The following is a 16,324-nucleotide window of genomic DNA, read 5'->3' on the forward strand; positions in this document are numbered from 1 at the left end:
AAAAAGACCCAAGCCCATTTTTTTTGAACTTGAGTCTCAAATTTTAATTTATAGCTGAGTAGTTACAGTAATCTTTAATAAGTAAAAAAATAAACCAGAACTAACTCTCTAGTTAAGAGAATTAGCTCTGGTTTTTAAATTATAAAAACCACTCAGCAATCATACATCTAGCAGATCCACCACCATTTGTTTCTATTGTGTGGATATCTGCATAAAGTATCTCATCATACTTCTCAATAATATTTTTTTGCTCTTCAGTCAAAGCTTCATAAGCAGTTTTAGACATCACTAATATTTTATCTCCATTAACTTTCTTCAATTCAATAGTATTTCCTAAGAAATGTTTAGTTTGTTCTTCAGAGATTTCAATAAGTTCTTTTCCAGAGTTGATAATACTATCTTTTAAAACTGCCCTCTCTTTCTCATCTTCAATAGCCTTTAAGAAAACTATTGCAAAATTTTCAGCTATTGTTAGCATAACATTTGTATGGTAGATAGGAGCTTTTTGCCCATTGATAGTTTGGAATCCACTAAAAGTAACTCCTCTATATCCCATAGTTTCACAAAACTCATTAAATAACTCTTTATTAGTTCTTTTAGAGATATTAGCATAAGCAATTTTATTTTTTCTATCTAAACATATACTTCCTGTTCCCTCTAAAAATCTATCTCTCTTCTCATTTTCAGTAAAATCAACAATTTTTAGATTTTCTCTATTTTTTACAAATTCAAGTATCTTATCTGTTCTCTCAAGTCTTCTATTTTCTGCATACATAGGGTAAAGAACAAGAGTGTTATTGCTATGAGTACTAAACCAGTTATTTGGAAAGATACTATCTGGAGTGTGAGGAGTTAAAGTATCTTGTAATACAATAACATCAATAGTAGCTCCTCTTAATTTTTCTACAAAAGCATCAAACTCCTTTTCAGCACTTTTCTCAATAGCATCAACTGAACTATTCTCTTTAATCTGATATAGATTATCCTTTCCTGTTTCTTCATTATAGCCAAAAGCTATCGGTCTTACCATTAAAATTTTATTCGTGATAAATTCTTTCATAAAAACCTCCTACATAATTCATTATAGTTAATTTTTTCAGAACTAGAGATGTTAATATTATAGTTCTTTTTCTAATAAATTACAAATAAAACCTTACTATAAAATTTCTCTTACAACATTAATCTAAGTCTAATATTAGTTAAAATTAAGAAAAGAGCTACTACAAACTAATAAATTTTATTAATTTGTAGTAGCTCTAAATTTTTAAATCTAAATATTATTTATTTCTATTTCCTATATAATCAGCAAGTTTTAAAAGTATAGCACTTTTTTCTTCTCCAAATCTTTCAACAAGAATAGATTTAGCCTCTTCAATAGTATTTTTTAAAAGTTCCTTACTTTCATTTAATCCAATTAAAGCAGGGTAAGTTGATTTTTCTAATTCTTGATCACTACCAACAGGTTTCCCTAAAGTTAGGAAATCCCCTTCAATATCAAGAATATCATCTTTTATTTGGAAAGCTAATCCAATTAATTCAGAAAATCTTATTAAAGTTTCCTTTTCTTCAGTAGTAGCCTCTCCAATAATACAACCTATTTCAACAGGAAGTTTAATTAGCTTTCCAGTTTTATTTGAATGGATATATTTCAGAGTTTCCATATCAATACGTTTTCCCTCGCTTGCAATATCCATCATTTGCCCACCAATCATTCCATTTATTCCTGCGTAGCTAGAAGTAAGCTTTACAATTTCAACTATTTGCTCAGGAGCTAAATGTGAATTTCTAGCAGTTAAAATATAGAAAGCATGAGTAAGAAGAGCATCTCCTATAAGGATACCTTCAGCTTCTCCAAATTTTTTATGAGTAGTAAGTTTTCCTCTTCTAAAATCATCATTGTCAAGAGCTGGAAGATCATCATGAACAAGTGAGTATGAGTGTATCATCTCAATTCCAACACCAGAGGCGATCCCTTTAGTTTTATCTTTTCCTAATATATCAAGAGTCATAAAAAGAAGAATAGGTCTAAGTCTTTTTCCTCCATTTAGTATTGCATATTTCATACCTTCAGCAATAACTTCTGGATAAGTAAGTTCAGCAAGATAAGAATCAATACTACTTTCTATCAATTTTTTATGCTCATCTAAATAATTTTTAAAAAACATAATTAAACCTCCTCTGTTAAAATTTCCCCATTTTCTTCTTTAACTTTTAAAATTTTTCCCTCTGCCTTATTTAAAAGATCAGAAGATTTTTTTAAAAGTTTCATAGCATTTTCATATTCTTTAATAGAGTCAGTTAAACTAAGCTCTCCACTTTCTAATCTTTCAATTATCTCATCTATCTCTAAAAGATTATCTTCAAAACTTCCAGTTTTTTTACTCAATAGAATCACCTCAAATACTATGTTTTACCTAGTGTAAAATGTTATACACTTTTTACCATATTTTCTTTCATCAGCTTTTTTGAAAGATCCAATCACATCTTCCATCTCTTCAAAAAGATGGTGCTCACTTATAATAAGTCCACCTTCAGCAAGGATACCATTTTTTTCAATAGATCTGATAACTTTAGTACAAACTTCATCTTTGTAAGGGGGATCCATAAATATTATATCAAATTTCTCCCCTTTTCTCCCTAAAATTTCAATAGCTCTAATAACATCATTTTTATATGCTCTACATCTATCTTGAAAACCTAGATTATTAACATTTTCTATAATATATTTTAAAGCCTCACTATCTTTCTCTATCATAACAGCTCTTTTAGCTCCACGGCTTAAAGCTTCTAGTGATATACTACCACTTCCACTAAATAGATCAAGAAAAACAGAATCAGGAACATATGGAGCTATAATTGAGAATAGAGATTCTTTCATGCTCCCTAAAGTTGGTCTTGTATCAGTTCCTTTTCTACTTTTTATTGTTTTATTTTTAGCTTCTCCTGTAATTATTTTCATCTATAATATCAACTCCTAATAGATAAACATAGCATCTCCAAAACTAAAGAAATGATATTTTTCCTCTACAGCTGTCTTATAGACATCTAGCATAAACTCTCTTGAAGAGAATGCAGATACAAGCATAAGTAGAGTAGATTTTGGTAAATGGAAGTTTGTAATAAGAGCATCTATCACTTTAAATTTATACCCTGGGTATATAAATATATCAGTACTTCCTTTTGTAGCTTTAACCAATCCATTTTCATCAACAGCAGATTCTAAAGCTCTAGTACTTGTTGTTCCCACAGATATTATTCTCTTTCCATTTCTCTTTCCCTCATTGATTATATCAGCAGCTTCTTGAGGAATCTCATAAGTTTCTTCATGCATTTTGTGATCTAATACATCTTCAGTTTGTACAGGTCTAAATGTTCCTAACCCTACCTCTAAAAATATATCTACTATCTTTATCCCTTTTTTTTCTATTTTTTCTAATAACTCTTTTGTAAAATGAAGTCCTGCTGTAGGTGCAGCAACAGACTCCCCTTTTATAGCATAGACAGTTTGGTATCTGTCTTTTTCTTTTAAAGCTTCAACTATATATGGTGGAAGAGGCATCTTTCCAAGTTTATCTAAAACCTCTTCAAAAGCACCTTCATACTCAAATTTGATAATTCTATTTCCATCATCTTTGATCTCAATTAGCTCTCCAATAAGTTCGTTTTTTTCTCCAATATAAAGTTTTTGTCCAACTTTAAGTTTTTTAGCTGGCTTTAAAAGACATTCCCAAGTATTTAGATCTATTCTTTTTATTAAAAGAATCTCTAAAACTCCACCTGTTTCTTTATGTCCAAACAATCTAGCTGGAATTACCTTAGTTGAGTTTCTAACTAAAATATCGCCTTCATGTAGATAATCAATTATCTCATAAAAAATTTTATGTTCTACTGTTCTATTTGTTTTATCTACCAACATAAGTCTAGCATGATCTCTAGGTTCTCTAGGTTGCTGACCTATTAACTCTTCTGGTAGATGGTAATCATAATCATGTAATTTTGTAGACACTATTTGTCACCACACTTCTTTCCAATAACTACTCTATCTATTCCACCATAGTCCTTAACTATTGATAGAATATCAAATCCATTTTCTTGCATTAATTCACTAACTGTTTCAGCTTGGTTATATCCTACTTCAAAGGCTAGAATACCATTATCATTTAGATAAGTAGATGCCTCTTTTGAAATTTTTGAATAGAAATAATAACCATCTCCATTATCAGTAAGAGCATTTTCAGGCTCATATTTTAAAACTTCAGGCATTAACTCTTGATACTCATTTAGAGGAATATATGGTGGATTTGAAATAATCATATTGAATTTTTCATCTTTAAAAGCTGAGAAAACATCTGATTTAACAAAAGTTACATTCTCTGCTTGATTTAACTTTCTATTTGTTTCAGCAACTTCCAAAGCTCCATCACTAATATCAGCTCCAATAATTTTAGCATTAGATACCTCTTTTCCTAAAGAGATTGCTATTGCTCCACTTCCAGTTCCAATATCTAAAACCTTTGGCGATCCTACCATCTCTTTTAAAAGAAATTTGCACTGCTCAACTAAAATTTCAGTGTCACTTCTAGGAATTAATACTCTTTCATCTACTTTAAAAGGATAACCAAAGAATTCCCACTCTCCTAAAAGATATTGTAGTGGTTTTCTATGTTTTCCCCTTGCAATTAAAAGCTCTCTTATCTTATCTTTAGCAGAATCTTCAATCTTTTTATTTAAGTTCAGTGTAAGAACTAATCTACTTACATTTAAAACATGGGAAAAGATATATTCAGTATCTAACATTGGGCTAGGTACACCATGTTTTTTAAGATATTCTGCTGATTTATTTAAAAGATCTATATTTTCATTTTTATAATTCACAGTGTTTATATTTACCTCTTTGCTCTTTATAAGCTCATCAAAACCAATTCTCTTTCTAGCCATCTCTCTAAGGCAAGTTTTAATTTTAGATTTTTGTTCATCATTTAACTCCATATCAGAATACATATATAGAGATATTCTATCTAATTGTAAAACATTGGCAATAAGTTTTTCACTTTCAAGTCTTGGTTTTGAAAAAGAGTATTTTTGCAAATACTCTTTAGAAAAGTTTAATATTTCTAGTAAATTCATCTTATAGGTCAGACTCACTTGAAAGCATTTCAGCTTGGTTAAATGTGATTAGAGCATCGATCATTTCATCAATATCTCCATCTAAGAATGCTTCAAGTTGATATACTGTGAATTTAATTCTATGATCTGTAATTCTTCCTTGTGGGAAGTTATATGTTCTTATTTTTTCTGATCTATCTCCTGTACCTACTTGAAGTCTTCTTTCACTTTCAACTTGACTTCTTTGTTTTTCACATTCCATTTCAAATAGTTTTGAAACAAGGTGTTTCATAGCTTTTTCTCTATTTTTTAATTGTGATCTTTCGTCTTGACATTGAACAACAATACCAGTAGGTAAGTGAGTAATTCTAACTGCAGAGTCAGTCATGTTAACGTGTTGCCCTCCAGCTCCTCCTGATCTATATGTATCAATTTTTAGATCTTTTGGATCAATTTTAACTTCTTTTACATCTTCAACTTCTGGAAGAACAGCAACAGTAGCTGTTGAAGTGTGAACTCTTCCAGCAGATTCAGTTTCAGGCACTCTTTGAACTCTGTGAACTCCAGATTCAAATTTTAATCTTGAGTAAGCTCCTAAACCATTGATACTGAATACAGCCTCTTTGATTCCACCGATTCCCATCTCTTGTTTTTCAATAATTTCAACTTTCCATTTTCTTCTTTCTGCATATCTACAATACATTCTAAATAGATCTCCAGCAAATAGAGCAGCCTCATCTCCTCCAGCTCCACCTCTGATCTCTACAATAACGTTTTTGTCATCGTTTTTATCTTTAGGAAGTAAAAGAATTTTTAATTCCTTTTCAAATTCTGGAACAGCTTCCTCAATCTCTTTAAGCTCCTCATGCATCATCTCTCTCATGTCAGGATCTTTTTCAGTTTTTAAATTTTCTTTGATAAACTCTAAATCTTCCATAGTTCTTTTATACTCTTTATATTTTTCAACTATTGGAGTTATGTCAGATAAAGCTTTGTTACATTCCATCATTTTTTTAGGGTCAGCAAGTACTTCTTGTGATCCAAGCATCTCATTAAGTTCATTAAATCTTTTTACAACTTCTTCTAATTTTGCGAACACTACTATCTCATCTCCTTTTTCTACACTATAACTTAACAATTATACCATACTAACATAAAAAAATCAATTTGACATAATAGTTTATAACATAATTCTAACATATTATTTAAACTATAGTTTATCTAACTAAGCTAAGTTATCTAGCACATCGCTAGGTTTTGACAAAGTACCTTTGTTATTTGCGAGTATTAGCCAAGTTAAGTTATCTAAATTTCTTTTTTTAACATCAAGTTGTCTTCATGTCAGTGAATAAAGAATCCCTATTGCTCATTCCGTTGAAAATGCAAAACTCGGCTACGCCTCAAACACGTTGCATTTTCTTAACTGCATTTCACTGAGGGCTTCTAATATTCACTTCCGAATTACGTCAACTTGATGTTAGGAATAATATATTTTTACTTTTTATTAGAATGATAAATTATAATTTATTTAATTTAAAAAGAGCTGATAAATTTACATCAGCTCTAATTTATATATTTTAGTATCCCATTTTTTCAATTATCTCTTCAACAATATCATCAGCACGTTGTCCTTTAAAATACTCGTTGCTAACATTTTCAAAACCAATAGCTCTGTATTTATATGGTCTTCCTATATATTTATTTACAAGATTAAAATGTTCATCAAGTATAACTAAAGTAGGTACGACATATTTTTCTTCAGATATTCCAAGTTTTTCTCTTAAATACTTAAATCCCCTACCTTCAGTAATAATACTTAAAGAGATATTAGGGTTTAACTCTACCATTTTCATTAGCACAGGTACAGTTGCTCTAACATATGGACACCAAGATTCAGCACTTAGAAGAAAATAAAACTTTTTATCAACAGCTTTTACTCTATTTGTAAAGCTATCTCCCAATCTTAAAACAGAAGTGATCTCTTCTATTTTTTCCTTTTCATCTTTACTAGCTATGCTTATAAATGTATCATAAGACATTCCAGTTTCAAATAACTCTCTATATTCCATAATAAATACCTCCTTTATATTTTAAAAGTTTACTTTTTTAAGTACACTTTTTATAGCCTCTTCAATAGAAGTGAAACTTTTTAACTCCTCTTTTGTAAGTAGAGAATCAATCTCTTTCTTACTATATCCCAATCCCTCTAAAGCAGAGTAAAGCTCCTCTTCAATTTGGAATTGTGATGATATATTTTCATTTCTTGCTTCAACAGAAAGAGTATCTAAAGTTTTTAACTTACTTTTTAGATCTAAAATAAGTTGTTGTGATTTTTTCTCTCCAAGCTTTGGAACTTTTTTTAGATTTACATAATCATCAGCAGCTATAAGATCTCTCAATGTATCAATATCAAAAGTAGACATTACAGACAGTGCAAGAGAAACTCCAATTCCTTTAACTCCCAACAGCATCTCAAAAATATTTCTCTCTCTCTCCTCTAAAAATCCTATAAGTTTAAAACTATCCTCTTTTATGTAGTTATAAATATATAATTTTACTTCGCTTCCAGTTTTAACCTTATCATAAGTTCTAAGAGAGATACTTACTCTATAACCAACACCATTTACATCTAATGCAAGATACTCTGGCTTTTTATACTCAACTTTTCCTCTTAAATATTCAAACATCTATTTCACCGACTCTTCTTTCTTTTTTCTACCTCTTTTTTTAGGTGTAATTTCTATAACAGGAGCTTCTTCAGCTACTTCTAAAAGATTGCTCTCCTCTTTTTCTTTAGCAGTTTTTAAAATTTTTCTTATATATGTAGCTGTATAACTTTTCTTAACCTTAGCAATCTCTTCAGGAGTTCCACAAGCAACAATTGTTCCCCCTCTATCTCCACCATCAGGTCCAATATCAATAATATAATCAGCTGTTTTTATAACATCTAGATTATGCTCAATAACTACAACACTATTTCCCTTGTCCACAAGTCTATTTAAAACCTCAAGGAGTTTTCTAATATCTTCAAAATGTAGCCCAGTAGTAGGTTCATCAAGAATATAAATAGTATTTCCCTTTGTCATCTTAGAAAGTTCAGTAGCTAATTTTATTCTTTGAGCCTCTCCACCAGATAGAGTTGTAGCAGGTTGTCCAAGTTTTATATAATCAAGTCCAACATCTATAAGTACTTTTAATTTTCTCTCAAGAGATGGTACTGCTTTGAAAAATTCATAAGCCTCACCTACACTCATATCTAAAACATCAGAAATTGTTTTTCCTTTATAATATACATCAAGAGTTTCTTTATTGTATCTTTTTCCCTTACAAACTTCACATTGCACATATACATCTGGTAAGAAGTTCATCTCAATCTTAATTATTCCAGCTCCTTGACATGCCTCACATCTTCCACCTTTTACATTGAAAGAGAATCTACCTTTAGAAAATCCATGTTGTTTTGCATCTTTTGTTTCAGCAAAAATTGCTCTAATATCATCAAAAATCTTTGTATATGTAGCAGGGTTAGATCTTGGAGTTCTACCAATAGGGCTTTGATCTATATTGATAACCTTTTCAAGTTGTTCAATTCCCTGTATACTTTTATACTCTAAAGGATATAATTTTCCTTTATTGAGCTTATTAAAAAGTACAGGAAAAAGGGTATGATTAATTAAACTTGATTTACCACTACCACTTACCCCAGTGACAACAGTAAAAACTCCCAATGGAATCTCTACATCAATATTTTTTAGATTATTTCCCTTTGCTCCTAAAAGTTTTATACTTTTCTCCCATTTCCTTCTAATCTTAGGAACTTCTATTTTTAACTCTCCCTTCAGATATTTTCCAGTAAGAGAGTTTTTATTTTTCATAATCTCTTTTGGTGAACCAAAGGCAACTATATTTCCCCCAAACTCTCCAGCTCCAGGACCTAAATCAAATATTTTATCAGCTTGTAACATAGTATCTTCATCATGTTCAACTACTATTAGAGTATTTCCAAGATTTTTTAGTCTCTCAAGGGTAGCTAAAAGTTTATCATTATCCTTTTGATGTAGTCCAATACTAGGTTCATCAAGCACATAGAGAACCCCTGTTAATCCTGACCCAATTTGAGTGGCAAGTCTAATTCTTTGAGCCTCTCCACCAGATAGAGTTTTTGTTTCACGAGCTAAATTTAGATAATCTAAACCTACATTTATCATAAAAGACAGTCTCTCTCTAATCTCTTTTAAAATCTCTTTAGCAATAGTTTCTTGCTTTGGAGTCAGTTTTAAATTCATAAAAAACTCTAAGGCATCCTTTATACTAAGATCACAGATCTCCATAATATTTTTATCTTGAATTGTAACTCCTAAAACTTCAGGCTTTAATCTCTTACCATTACAAACTTTACAAACTCTCTCTATCATAAACTTATTTTCAATCTCTTCTCTTTGAGCTTCTGAAAAGCTTTCATTATATCTTCTTTCAAGATTTTTTATAGCTCCCTCATACTCCTTGTACCCATGATATTGAAAATCACTACCTTCAAAATCAAATCTAAATTTCACATCTGTTCCATGTAAAATAATATCTAACTCCTCTTTAGATAAATCTTTTACAGGTTTATTAATATCTATTTTAAAGTGTTTTGCCATAGTCTTAAATATTTCCCATGTATAACCTTTTCTTGAACTAGCTCCTGGGATATACAAACCACCATCAGCAATAGAAAGCTCCTCATTTTCAATAAGTTTATTCTCATCAATCTCAAGTTTTTTCCCTATTCCTTTACACTCTGGACAAGCTCCAAAAGGTGCATTGAAAGAGAAAAGTCTAGGGTTCAGATCAGGAATATTTACCTCTTCATGTTCTGGACAAGCAAAGTTTTCACTATATAGAAAATCTTCTCCATTTACATTTAATAGAACTTTTCCATTAGCTAATTCTGTTGCAGATTCCACAGATTGAGTCAATCTGCTTTCAAAATCTTTATCCTCTTTTTTTAATACTAACCTATCAACAACAACAGCTATATCATGTTTTTTATTCTTATCCAATTCAATTTCATCTTCTAAGTAAAGAATCTCTCCATTTACTCTAACTCTAACAAACCCTTTTTTTTGTAGATTTAAAAATAGGTTTTTATGAGTCCCTTTTTTCTCTTTTACTAGAGGTGCAAGAACTATCATCTTTGCTCCCTCTTCAAATCTCTCTATTGCTCCGCTAACAATCTCTTCTGTACTTTGTTTCTCAACTTTTCTACCACATACAGGGCAATGAGCAGTTCCAATATGAGCAAACAGAAGTCTCATATAATCATAAACTTCAGTAATAGTTCCAACAGTAGAACGCGGGTTTCTATTTGTAGTTTTTTGCTCTATTGAGATTGCAGGGGCTAATCCCTCAATACTATCAACATCAGGTTTTGTCATCTGTCCAATAAACTGTCTTGCATAGGCTGAAAGGCTTTCAACATATCTTCTTTGCCCTTCAGAATAGATAGTATCAAAAGCTAGAGAAGATTTACCACTTCCACTAACTCCAGTAATAACTATAAATTTATTTTTAGGTATCTCAACATCTATATTCTTTAAATTGTGTTCCCTTGCTCCTTTTATAATAATCTTATCTAACATAGCCACCTCTTAAATTATCTATATTCATCTATAAGTTTATCATTGTTTTTCTAAAAAAACAAGAAGTTAGCTCCTAAACCAGAGTTAATAAAATTTACTTTAATTGAAAAAAATTTTCTAAGTACTTAGCAACTCCATCTTCACTATTTTTTCCAGCTCTATTACTGATTGATTCTTTTACAATAGATTGAGCGTTTTCCATAACAACAGGGTGTCCAACTTTTTTAAGCATATCTAAATCATTTTCAGCATCACCAAAAGCCATTATTTTATTCATATTAAAATTTAAAATTTCAGCAAGTATTTCAAGAGCATTTCCTTTACTACAACCTTTTGGAGCTATATCCACACAAGTTGGATCAGAGATAGTTATCTCTACTAAATGGGAAAAATTATCCTTTAGTTTTTTACTTAAATTCAGTATAACCTCTTCCTCATCAACTATAATAATCTTATTGAGTTCAGAACAATCTTTCAGATCTACCAATACATGCTCTATAAAGCCAGTTCTCCTACTATAATCAGTTTTGTCATACTCATCTCTATAAAAATCTTCATGGAAAAAACAATTATAATTAACTTTTTCCTCTCTTAAAAGCTTTAACAGTTCATAAGTTACCTCTTTAGAGATAACCTTTTCAAATATCATATTTTCATCTTTATCATAGATATTAGCTCCATTGTTACAGATAATATGTGTATCTATTCCAAGTTGATTTTTAAATCTAATAGCTGAGGCTTCTCCACGTCCTGTGGCAATAATAAATTCTATTCCTAATCTATTTAATTTTTTTATAGTTTCTCTTGTATAGTCAGTTATTTTACTATTTTCATCTAATAGAGTTCCATCTAAATCAGATACAATTATTTTCATTCTTTCCTCCAATTATTTTATATTAAGCAACAGGATAAGCTAAAACATATATTGCCATAGCTGTAAGATACATAAGTGATACCATAAAAATTGACAACATTATACTAGCCACTGTCTTAAATTTTTCACTCTTTTGTAAGTTAAAAATCTTAGTAATTAAGTATATATCCAATATAGGGAAGATAGCTGCAAAAATCCCCTTAGCCATTTTTATTTTTAAAGAGAATACAATTAAAAGAATAGTGATAACTATCATAGGGAAGATAATAAGATATATTGGAGTTGTAAAGGTTTCACGTAGATCTCCCTTTTCCTTTTCATCAATAAAAATATCAATATTTTTAGAATCTACAAAGATTTTTCTCTTATTTCCATTATCATCTTTAACAGTAGATCTTCCATTGTTGTTTTTTACACTTTCATCATTGTATTTTAATATGCATTTTTTTTCCTTATCAACTTCTAAAATAATTTTATTTTTTTGAAAGTCTTTATGTTTCAATATCAGTTTCATTTTTTAACCTCTCTATAAAATTTATAATATATTATATTTCTTTTCAAAAAAAATAACAAATTTTTTATTCAAAAAATAAAAATACACTCCTTATAAAAATAAAGAGTGTAAGTTTTGAAATTATCCTACATAAGATGCAAATACATGGATAAATATCATAGTACAACTTGCTATACATATCCAAGTACATCCACCAAGAATGATAGGCTTCATACCTTTAGTAAATAGATCAGCAAATTTTATTTTAAATCCTACCCCAGCTAATGCAGCTGTTACAAAGAATTTATATCCAGTTTTTAGATATTTGCTGATATTTAACATATCTTTTCCAAATAGTCCAAAAGTATTTAATAGAGCCATAACTAAGAACCAAAGAATAAACATAGGGAAAACTTTTGCTACAGTTTTAGCTATAGAAGTTTGGTTTCCTGTTCCTGCATTGTTTTTAGATTCCTCTTTAACCATTAGTATTGTAAAGATAACAGCAAGAGCTATAAGCATAGTTGTTCTTGTTAATTTTACTGTGATAGCAAGGTTTAGATCTAAAGCATGAAGAGCACTATAAGTAGCTTCAGCAGCTGCAACACTTGATGTATCATTGATAGCACATCCAGCTAAAAATCCAAATTGGTTAAGAGTAAGTCCTAAATATGTTGCTAAGTATGGATATGTTAAAGCAGCTAAGATATCAAATAAGAATATAGCAGTCATTGCATAGGCAATCTCTTCCTCTTTAGCTTTAATAATTCCTGCTAAAGTTGCAATTGCAGTTCCTCCACAGATACAAGTTCCTCCTCCAACAAGAGTACTTGTATTTTTAGTAACTCCTAGTCTCTTTCCAACAAAATATGCTACTCCAAAAGAGATGCAGATATTGGCAATGATAAGTGGTAGAGCTTTAGCTCCATATCCAACAACTTCAGCAAAGTTAAGAGTTCCTCCAGCTAAGATAATACCAATATTAAGGAATTTTTTTCCAGCAAAAGTAGTTCCTGCTTTAAAATCTTTATCAATAGAAGGCATTAAGTTTAATATAGTTATACCAAGAAGAAGTCCAATCATAGGAGCTCCTACCCAATGTTGCAGTTTTCCAAGTTTTGTCGCTATAACAGCTAAAATTAAGCATGTAATTATTCCAATATATTTTTTGTTCAAAATAATTCTCTCCCTTTAAATTTATTCTTTAGTTCATTTTTTTAGATAAAAAAACTGCTGAGAAAAAATATATTCTCAGCAGTTAATGAGGGTTTCTATAAGATTAACAAGTAGCTCCACCAACTAAGTGTAGTTGAGCATCTAAAATTTCTTGTTTTCTTTCTAGTAATTCATTTCCTAGTAATTGAGCTTCTACATTTTCAAATCCGATTCTTTCAATTGTAGTTGCAAATCTTTCTCCAGTTTTTCCTTGTTCTCTAAATAGAAGAATTGCTTTTTCAATAACATCAAAAGCTTCTTCTTTAGTTGTAAATACTTTTCTTAAAGGAATTCCATGAGCTGTTAATTTTCCCCATCTTCCACCGATATAGATTTTAAATCCTTTTACACCATCTTCGATAGCGTCGAAGTGACATTTTCCAACACAAAGTCCACAGTTGTTGCAAAGTTCTTTATCAATTTCTAGAACACCATCTACTACTTTTGCAGCTTTCATAGGACATACTGTTTCAATAGCACATTTTTTACATCCACTACATAGATCAGAATCATAGTTAGGTACATATTGTCCAATGATACCTAAGTCATTTAAGTCAGGTTTTACACAGTTGTTAGGACATCCTCCAACTGCAATTTTAAATTTGTGAGGTAATCTAACTCCACTATATCCATTGAAAAATCTTTCGTGAATCTCTTCTCCTAGAGCTTGAGTATCTTGAAGTCCATAATTACATACAGTTCCTTTACAAGCTACTACTGGTCTTACTTTAGAACCTGTTCCTCCAGTCATTAGATCAACAGTTGCTAAGTGAGCTCTAACAGCTTCAATATTATCAAAGTGAACTCCTGGAAGTTCAACTGTAAGTCTAGATGTGAAAGTTACTTTTCCATTTCCATATTTTTCTGCAACTTCAGAGATAACTCTATTTTGTTCAGCAGAAATAGCTCCCATTTTAGTGATTACTCTAACTGAAAAATTTTCAGTTCCTTTGTTGTGTAAAAATCCCATTGCTTTTACTCTTTTGATTTCAGCAGCATCAATTGCCATAAGATAATCCTCCCTTGTATTCCTTTATTTATTTTAACTTAACTAACTAATTATTTTTTAATTATTTTCTTTAATTGTATTAAATAGATTTCCACCTTCTAATACTTTAACATTTGTGTGTCCATAGTATTTTAGACGATTTTGAACCATATAAGCTCTTTTACCTTTGTTACAGATTAAAAGGATTTTATCATCTTTAGCATATCCATCTAGAGGTCCATTTACAGTTGGTAAATCAACATATGGAGCTCCTTCAATAGATGGAACTAAACAAGCATCAATAACTTTATATCCTTCATCAGCACCTGCAGCATATTCTGCTGGAGTTATTGTTTCATAGTTTCCATTTATTTTATTAAATAATACATTAACTGTATGCACTAATGGATGAATTGCAGTTGAGAATGGTGGTGCATATGCAAGATCTAAATCTTCTAAGTCGTGAAGAGTAGCTCCCATTGACATTGCAGTTACAACTACATCTACAACTTTATCCACTGCTCCAGCTCCAATTACTTGTACTCCTAAAACTTTTAAGCTATCTCTATCAACTATAAGTTTTATCATAAAGTTTGATGCTCCAGCATAGTAGTGAGCTTTATCATCTACAACAGTAACAACACTTATAGGATTAAATCCAGCTTCTTTAGCAGCAACTTCAGTAAGCCCTGTTCTACCTACATTTAAGTTAGGAAGAAGTTTTGCAACAGCAGTTCCTACAACTCCTCTGTAAGCTATTCTTTTTCCATTAATATTTTGAGCTAAAATACGTCCTTCTATATTTGCAGAAGATCCCATTGGTGACCAAGTAGGTGCTCCAGTTAGAATATTTTTAACCATTGCACAGTCTCCAGCAGAGTAGATGTTAGCATCATTTGTTTCAAAATATTCATTTACTTTTACAGTTCCATTAGGCATTAATTCAATACCAGTATCAGCTAAGAAAGCTGTGTTAGGACGAATTCCAACAGACATAATTACAGCATCAACTTTCATTGCTCTTCTAGATGTTTGAATTTTTTCTACTTTTCCTTCTCCAAGGATAGCTTCTAATTTTGTTCCTGTAAATGCCATTATTCCATGATCAGCAAGTTTATTTTCAGCATACTCAGCAAACTCTTTATCAAAGCCTGTAAGAATATTTGAAGCCATTTCAATAACAGATACTTTTACTCCTTGAAGAGCCATATTTTCTGCTACTTCTAGTCCTATATATCCAGCTCCAATAACAGCAGCTCTCTTAATTTTTCCAGCTTCAATATCAGCTCTTAAATTAATAGCATCTTCTGGAGTTCTCATAAAATATACTCCTGGAAGATTTATTCCTTCAATAGGTGGTTTTACTGGACTTGCTCCAGTAGCAATTACTAATTTATCATATGAGAATGTTACTTCCTCATTTGTTTTTAAATCTATAGCTTTAACACTTTTATTTTCTCTATCTAGTCCAACTACTTCAGTTTCTGTAAAAACTTGTGCTCCTGTTAATTTCGAAAATTTTTCTGGCGTATTAACAATAAGTTGAGCTTTATCTTTTATAATATTTCCTACATAATATGGTAATCCACATCCAGCATAAGATATTTCTTTACTTTTAGTTAAAATAATCACTTCGTGATCACGATTTTCTCTTTTTAATTTTGCAGCAACTTTAGTTCCAGCAGCTACTCCACCAACAATTACTACTTTCATATTTAGAACCCCCTCAATAATAAAGTCAAAATAAAATTAACAAAACATATTTGTTCCAACAAATTTCAGTGTAAATTATAACACCTTTATTAAAATAATGAAAATAAGAAAATCAAATACCTCGTATAAGAAAAACTAATACCATATTATTTGTTCTTTAATTATACTATTTGTATAATTAAAATTCTTTAAATTTCAATAAATATGACTAAAAATATCCACTATCTTATTATAAGCTTTTTTCGTAACTACTCAGCTATAAATTAAAATTTGAGACTCAAGTTCAAAAAAAATGGGCTTGGGTCTTTTTT

General features: G+C 30.4%; 15 protein-coding genes. All 15 read right to left on the reverse strand.

Translation table 11 applies throughout. The features are described from left to right. Window positions 1-139: 139 nt before the first annotated feature. The 15 genes from I6E31_11135 to I6E31_11205 all read right to left on the reverse strand — a co-directional run bounded on the left by I6E31_11135 (window position 140) and on the right by I6E31_11205 (window position 16,013). Window positions 140-1,060 carry an amidinotransferase gene (locus I6E31_11135; protein ID MCF2640515.1) on the reverse strand — a complete coding sequence of 307 codons (921 nt, stop codon included), beginning with the start codon at window positions 1,058-1,060 and terminating at the stop codon, window positions 140-142. A gap of 217 nt (window positions 1,061-1,277) precedes the next feature. Beyond that, a complete protein-coding gene (locus tag I6E31_11140; GenBank protein MCF2640516.1) occupies window positions 1,278-2,165 on the reverse strand; it encodes a polyprenyl synthetase family protein in 888 nt (295 codons plus the stop codon). A gap of 2 nt (window positions 2,166-2,167) precedes the next feature. Then, the gene (gene xseB / locus I6E31_11145; GenBank protein MCF2640517.1) at window positions 2,168-2,386 is read right to left on the reverse strand and encodes an exodeoxyribonuclease VII small subunit; all 219 of its coding nucleotides are present in this window, start codon (window positions 2,384-2,386) and stop codon (window positions 2,168-2,170) included. A gap of 24 nt (window positions 2,387-2,410) precedes the next feature. Beyond that, window positions 2,411-2,959: a 16S rRNA (guanine(966)-N(2))-methyltransferase RsmD gene (gene rsmD / locus I6E31_11150; GenBank protein ID MCF2640518.1), complete on the reverse strand. Its 549-nt coding sequence runs from the start codon at window positions 2,957-2,959 to the stop codon at window positions 2,411-2,413. 15 nt (window positions 2,960-2,974) lie between these two features. Further along, on the reverse strand, window positions 2,975-4,006 hold the full coding sequence (queA, locus tag I6E31_11155; protein ID MCF2640519.1) for a tRNA preQ1(34) S-adenosylmethionine ribosyltransferase-isomerase QueA: 1,032 nt from the start codon (window positions 4,004-4,006) through the stop codon (window positions 2,975-2,977). Further along, window positions 4,006-5,127 carry a peptide chain release factor N(5)-glutamine methyltransferase gene (gene prmC / locus I6E31_11160; protein ID MCF2640520.1) on the reverse strand — a complete coding sequence of 374 codons (1,122 nt, stop codon included), beginning with the start codon at window positions 5,125-5,127 and terminating at the stop codon, window positions 4,006-4,008. The genes queA and prmC overlap by 1 nt, the downstream gene beginning before the upstream one ends. A gap of 1 nt (window position 5,128) precedes the next feature. Further along, a complete protein-coding gene (gene prfA, locus I6E31_11165) occupies window positions 5,129-6,205 on the reverse strand; it encodes a peptide chain release factor 1 (GenBank protein MCF2640521.1) in 1,077 nt (358 codons plus the stop codon). A gap of 478 nt (window positions 6,206-6,683) precedes the next feature. Further along, window positions 6,684-7,175, reverse strand: coding sequence for a thioredoxin family protein (locus tag I6E31_11170; GenBank protein MCF2640522.1), 492 nt, complete (start codon window positions 7,173-7,175; stop codon window positions 6,684-6,686). 21 nt (window positions 7,176-7,196) lie between these two features. Then, window positions 7,197-7,793 (reverse strand): Holliday junction branch migration protein RuvA, encoded by a 597-nt coding sequence (gene ruvA, locus I6E31_11175; protein ID MCF2640523.1) that lies wholly within the window; start codon window positions 7,791-7,793, stop codon window positions 7,197-7,199. After that, complete coding sequence (gene uvrA / locus I6E31_11180) at window positions 7,794-10,730, reverse strand: excinuclease ABC subunit UvrA (GenBank protein MCF2640524.1); 2,937 nt, start codon at window positions 10,728-10,730, stop codon at window positions 7,794-7,796. Window positions 10,731-10,824: 94 nt separating this feature from the next. Further along, window positions 10,825-11,604, reverse strand: coding sequence for an HAD family phosphatase (locus tag I6E31_11185; protein MCF2640525.1), 780 nt, complete (start codon window positions 11,602-11,604; stop codon window positions 10,825-10,827). Between the two features lie 22 nt (window positions 11,605-11,626). Continuing rightward, complete coding sequence (locus I6E31_11190; protein MCF2640526.1) at window positions 11,627-12,118, reverse strand: hypothetical protein; 492 nt, start codon at window positions 12,116-12,118, stop codon at window positions 11,627-11,629. 120 nt (window positions 12,119-12,238) lie between these two features. Beyond that, entirely contained in the window at window positions 12,239-13,273 is a 1,035-nt protein-coding gene (locus I6E31_11195; GenBank protein MCF2640527.1) for a putative sulfate exporter family transporter, read from the reverse strand. Window positions 13,274-13,376: 103 nt separating this feature from the next. Then, complete coding sequence (locus I6E31_11200; protein MCF2640528.1) at window positions 13,377-14,321, reverse strand: 4Fe-4S binding protein; 945 nt, start codon at window positions 14,319-14,321, stop codon at window positions 13,377-13,379. Window positions 14,322-14,378: 57 nt separating this feature from the next. Beyond that, entirely contained in the window at window positions 14,379-16,013 is a 1,635-nt protein-coding gene (locus I6E31_11205; GenBank protein ID MCF2640529.1) for an FAD-dependent oxidoreductase, read from the reverse strand. Window positions 16,014-16,324: the final 311 nt, after the last annotated feature.

The organism is Fusobacterium varium (assembly GCA_021531615.1).
Lineage (GTDB): Bacteria > Fusobacteriota > Fusobacteriia > Fusobacteriales > Fusobacteriaceae > Fusobacterium_A > Fusobacterium_A varium_C.

Coding starts and splice junctions, on each gene's coding strand:
- I6E31_11135 (MCF2640515.1), bottom strand. CDS start 1,060: ATGAAAGAATTTATCACGAATAAAATTTTAATGGTAAGACCGATAGCT.
- I6E31_11140 (MCF2640516.1), bottom strand. CDS start 2,165: ATGTTTTTTAAAAATTATTTAGATGAGCATAAAAAATTGATAGAAAGT.
- rsmD (MCF2640518.1), bottom strand. CDS start 2,959: ATGAAAATAATTACAGGAGAAGCTAAAAATAAAACAATAAAAAGTAGA.
- prmC (MCF2640520.1), bottom strand. CDS start 5,127: ATGAATTTACTAGAAATATTAAACTTTTCTAAAGAGTATTTGCAAAAA.
- I6E31_11170 (MCF2640522.1), bottom strand. CDS start 7,175: ATGGAATATAGAGAGTTATTTGAAACTGGAATGTCTTATGATACATTT.
- ruvA (MCF2640523.1), bottom strand. CDS start 7,793: ATGTTTGAATATTTAAGAGGAAAAGTTGAGTATAAAAAGCCAGAGTAT.
- uvrA (MCF2640524.1), bottom strand. CDS start 10,730: ATGTTAGATAAGATTATTATAAAAGGAGCAAGGGAACACAATTTAAAG.
- I6E31_11185 (MCF2640525.1), bottom strand. CDS start 11,604: ATGAAAATAATTGTATCTGATTTAGATGGAACTCTATTAGATGAAAAT.
- I6E31_11190 (MCF2640526.1), bottom strand. CDS start 12,118: ATGAAACTGATATTGAAACATAAAGACTTTCAAAAAAATAAAATTATT.
- I6E31_11200 (MCF2640528.1), bottom strand. CDS start 14,321: ATGGCAATTGATGCTGCTGAAATCAAAAGAGTAAAAGCAATGGGATTT.
- I6E31_11205 (MCF2640529.1), bottom strand. CDS start 16,013: ATGAAAGTAGTAATTGTTGGTGGAGTAGCTGCTGGAACTAAAGTTGCT.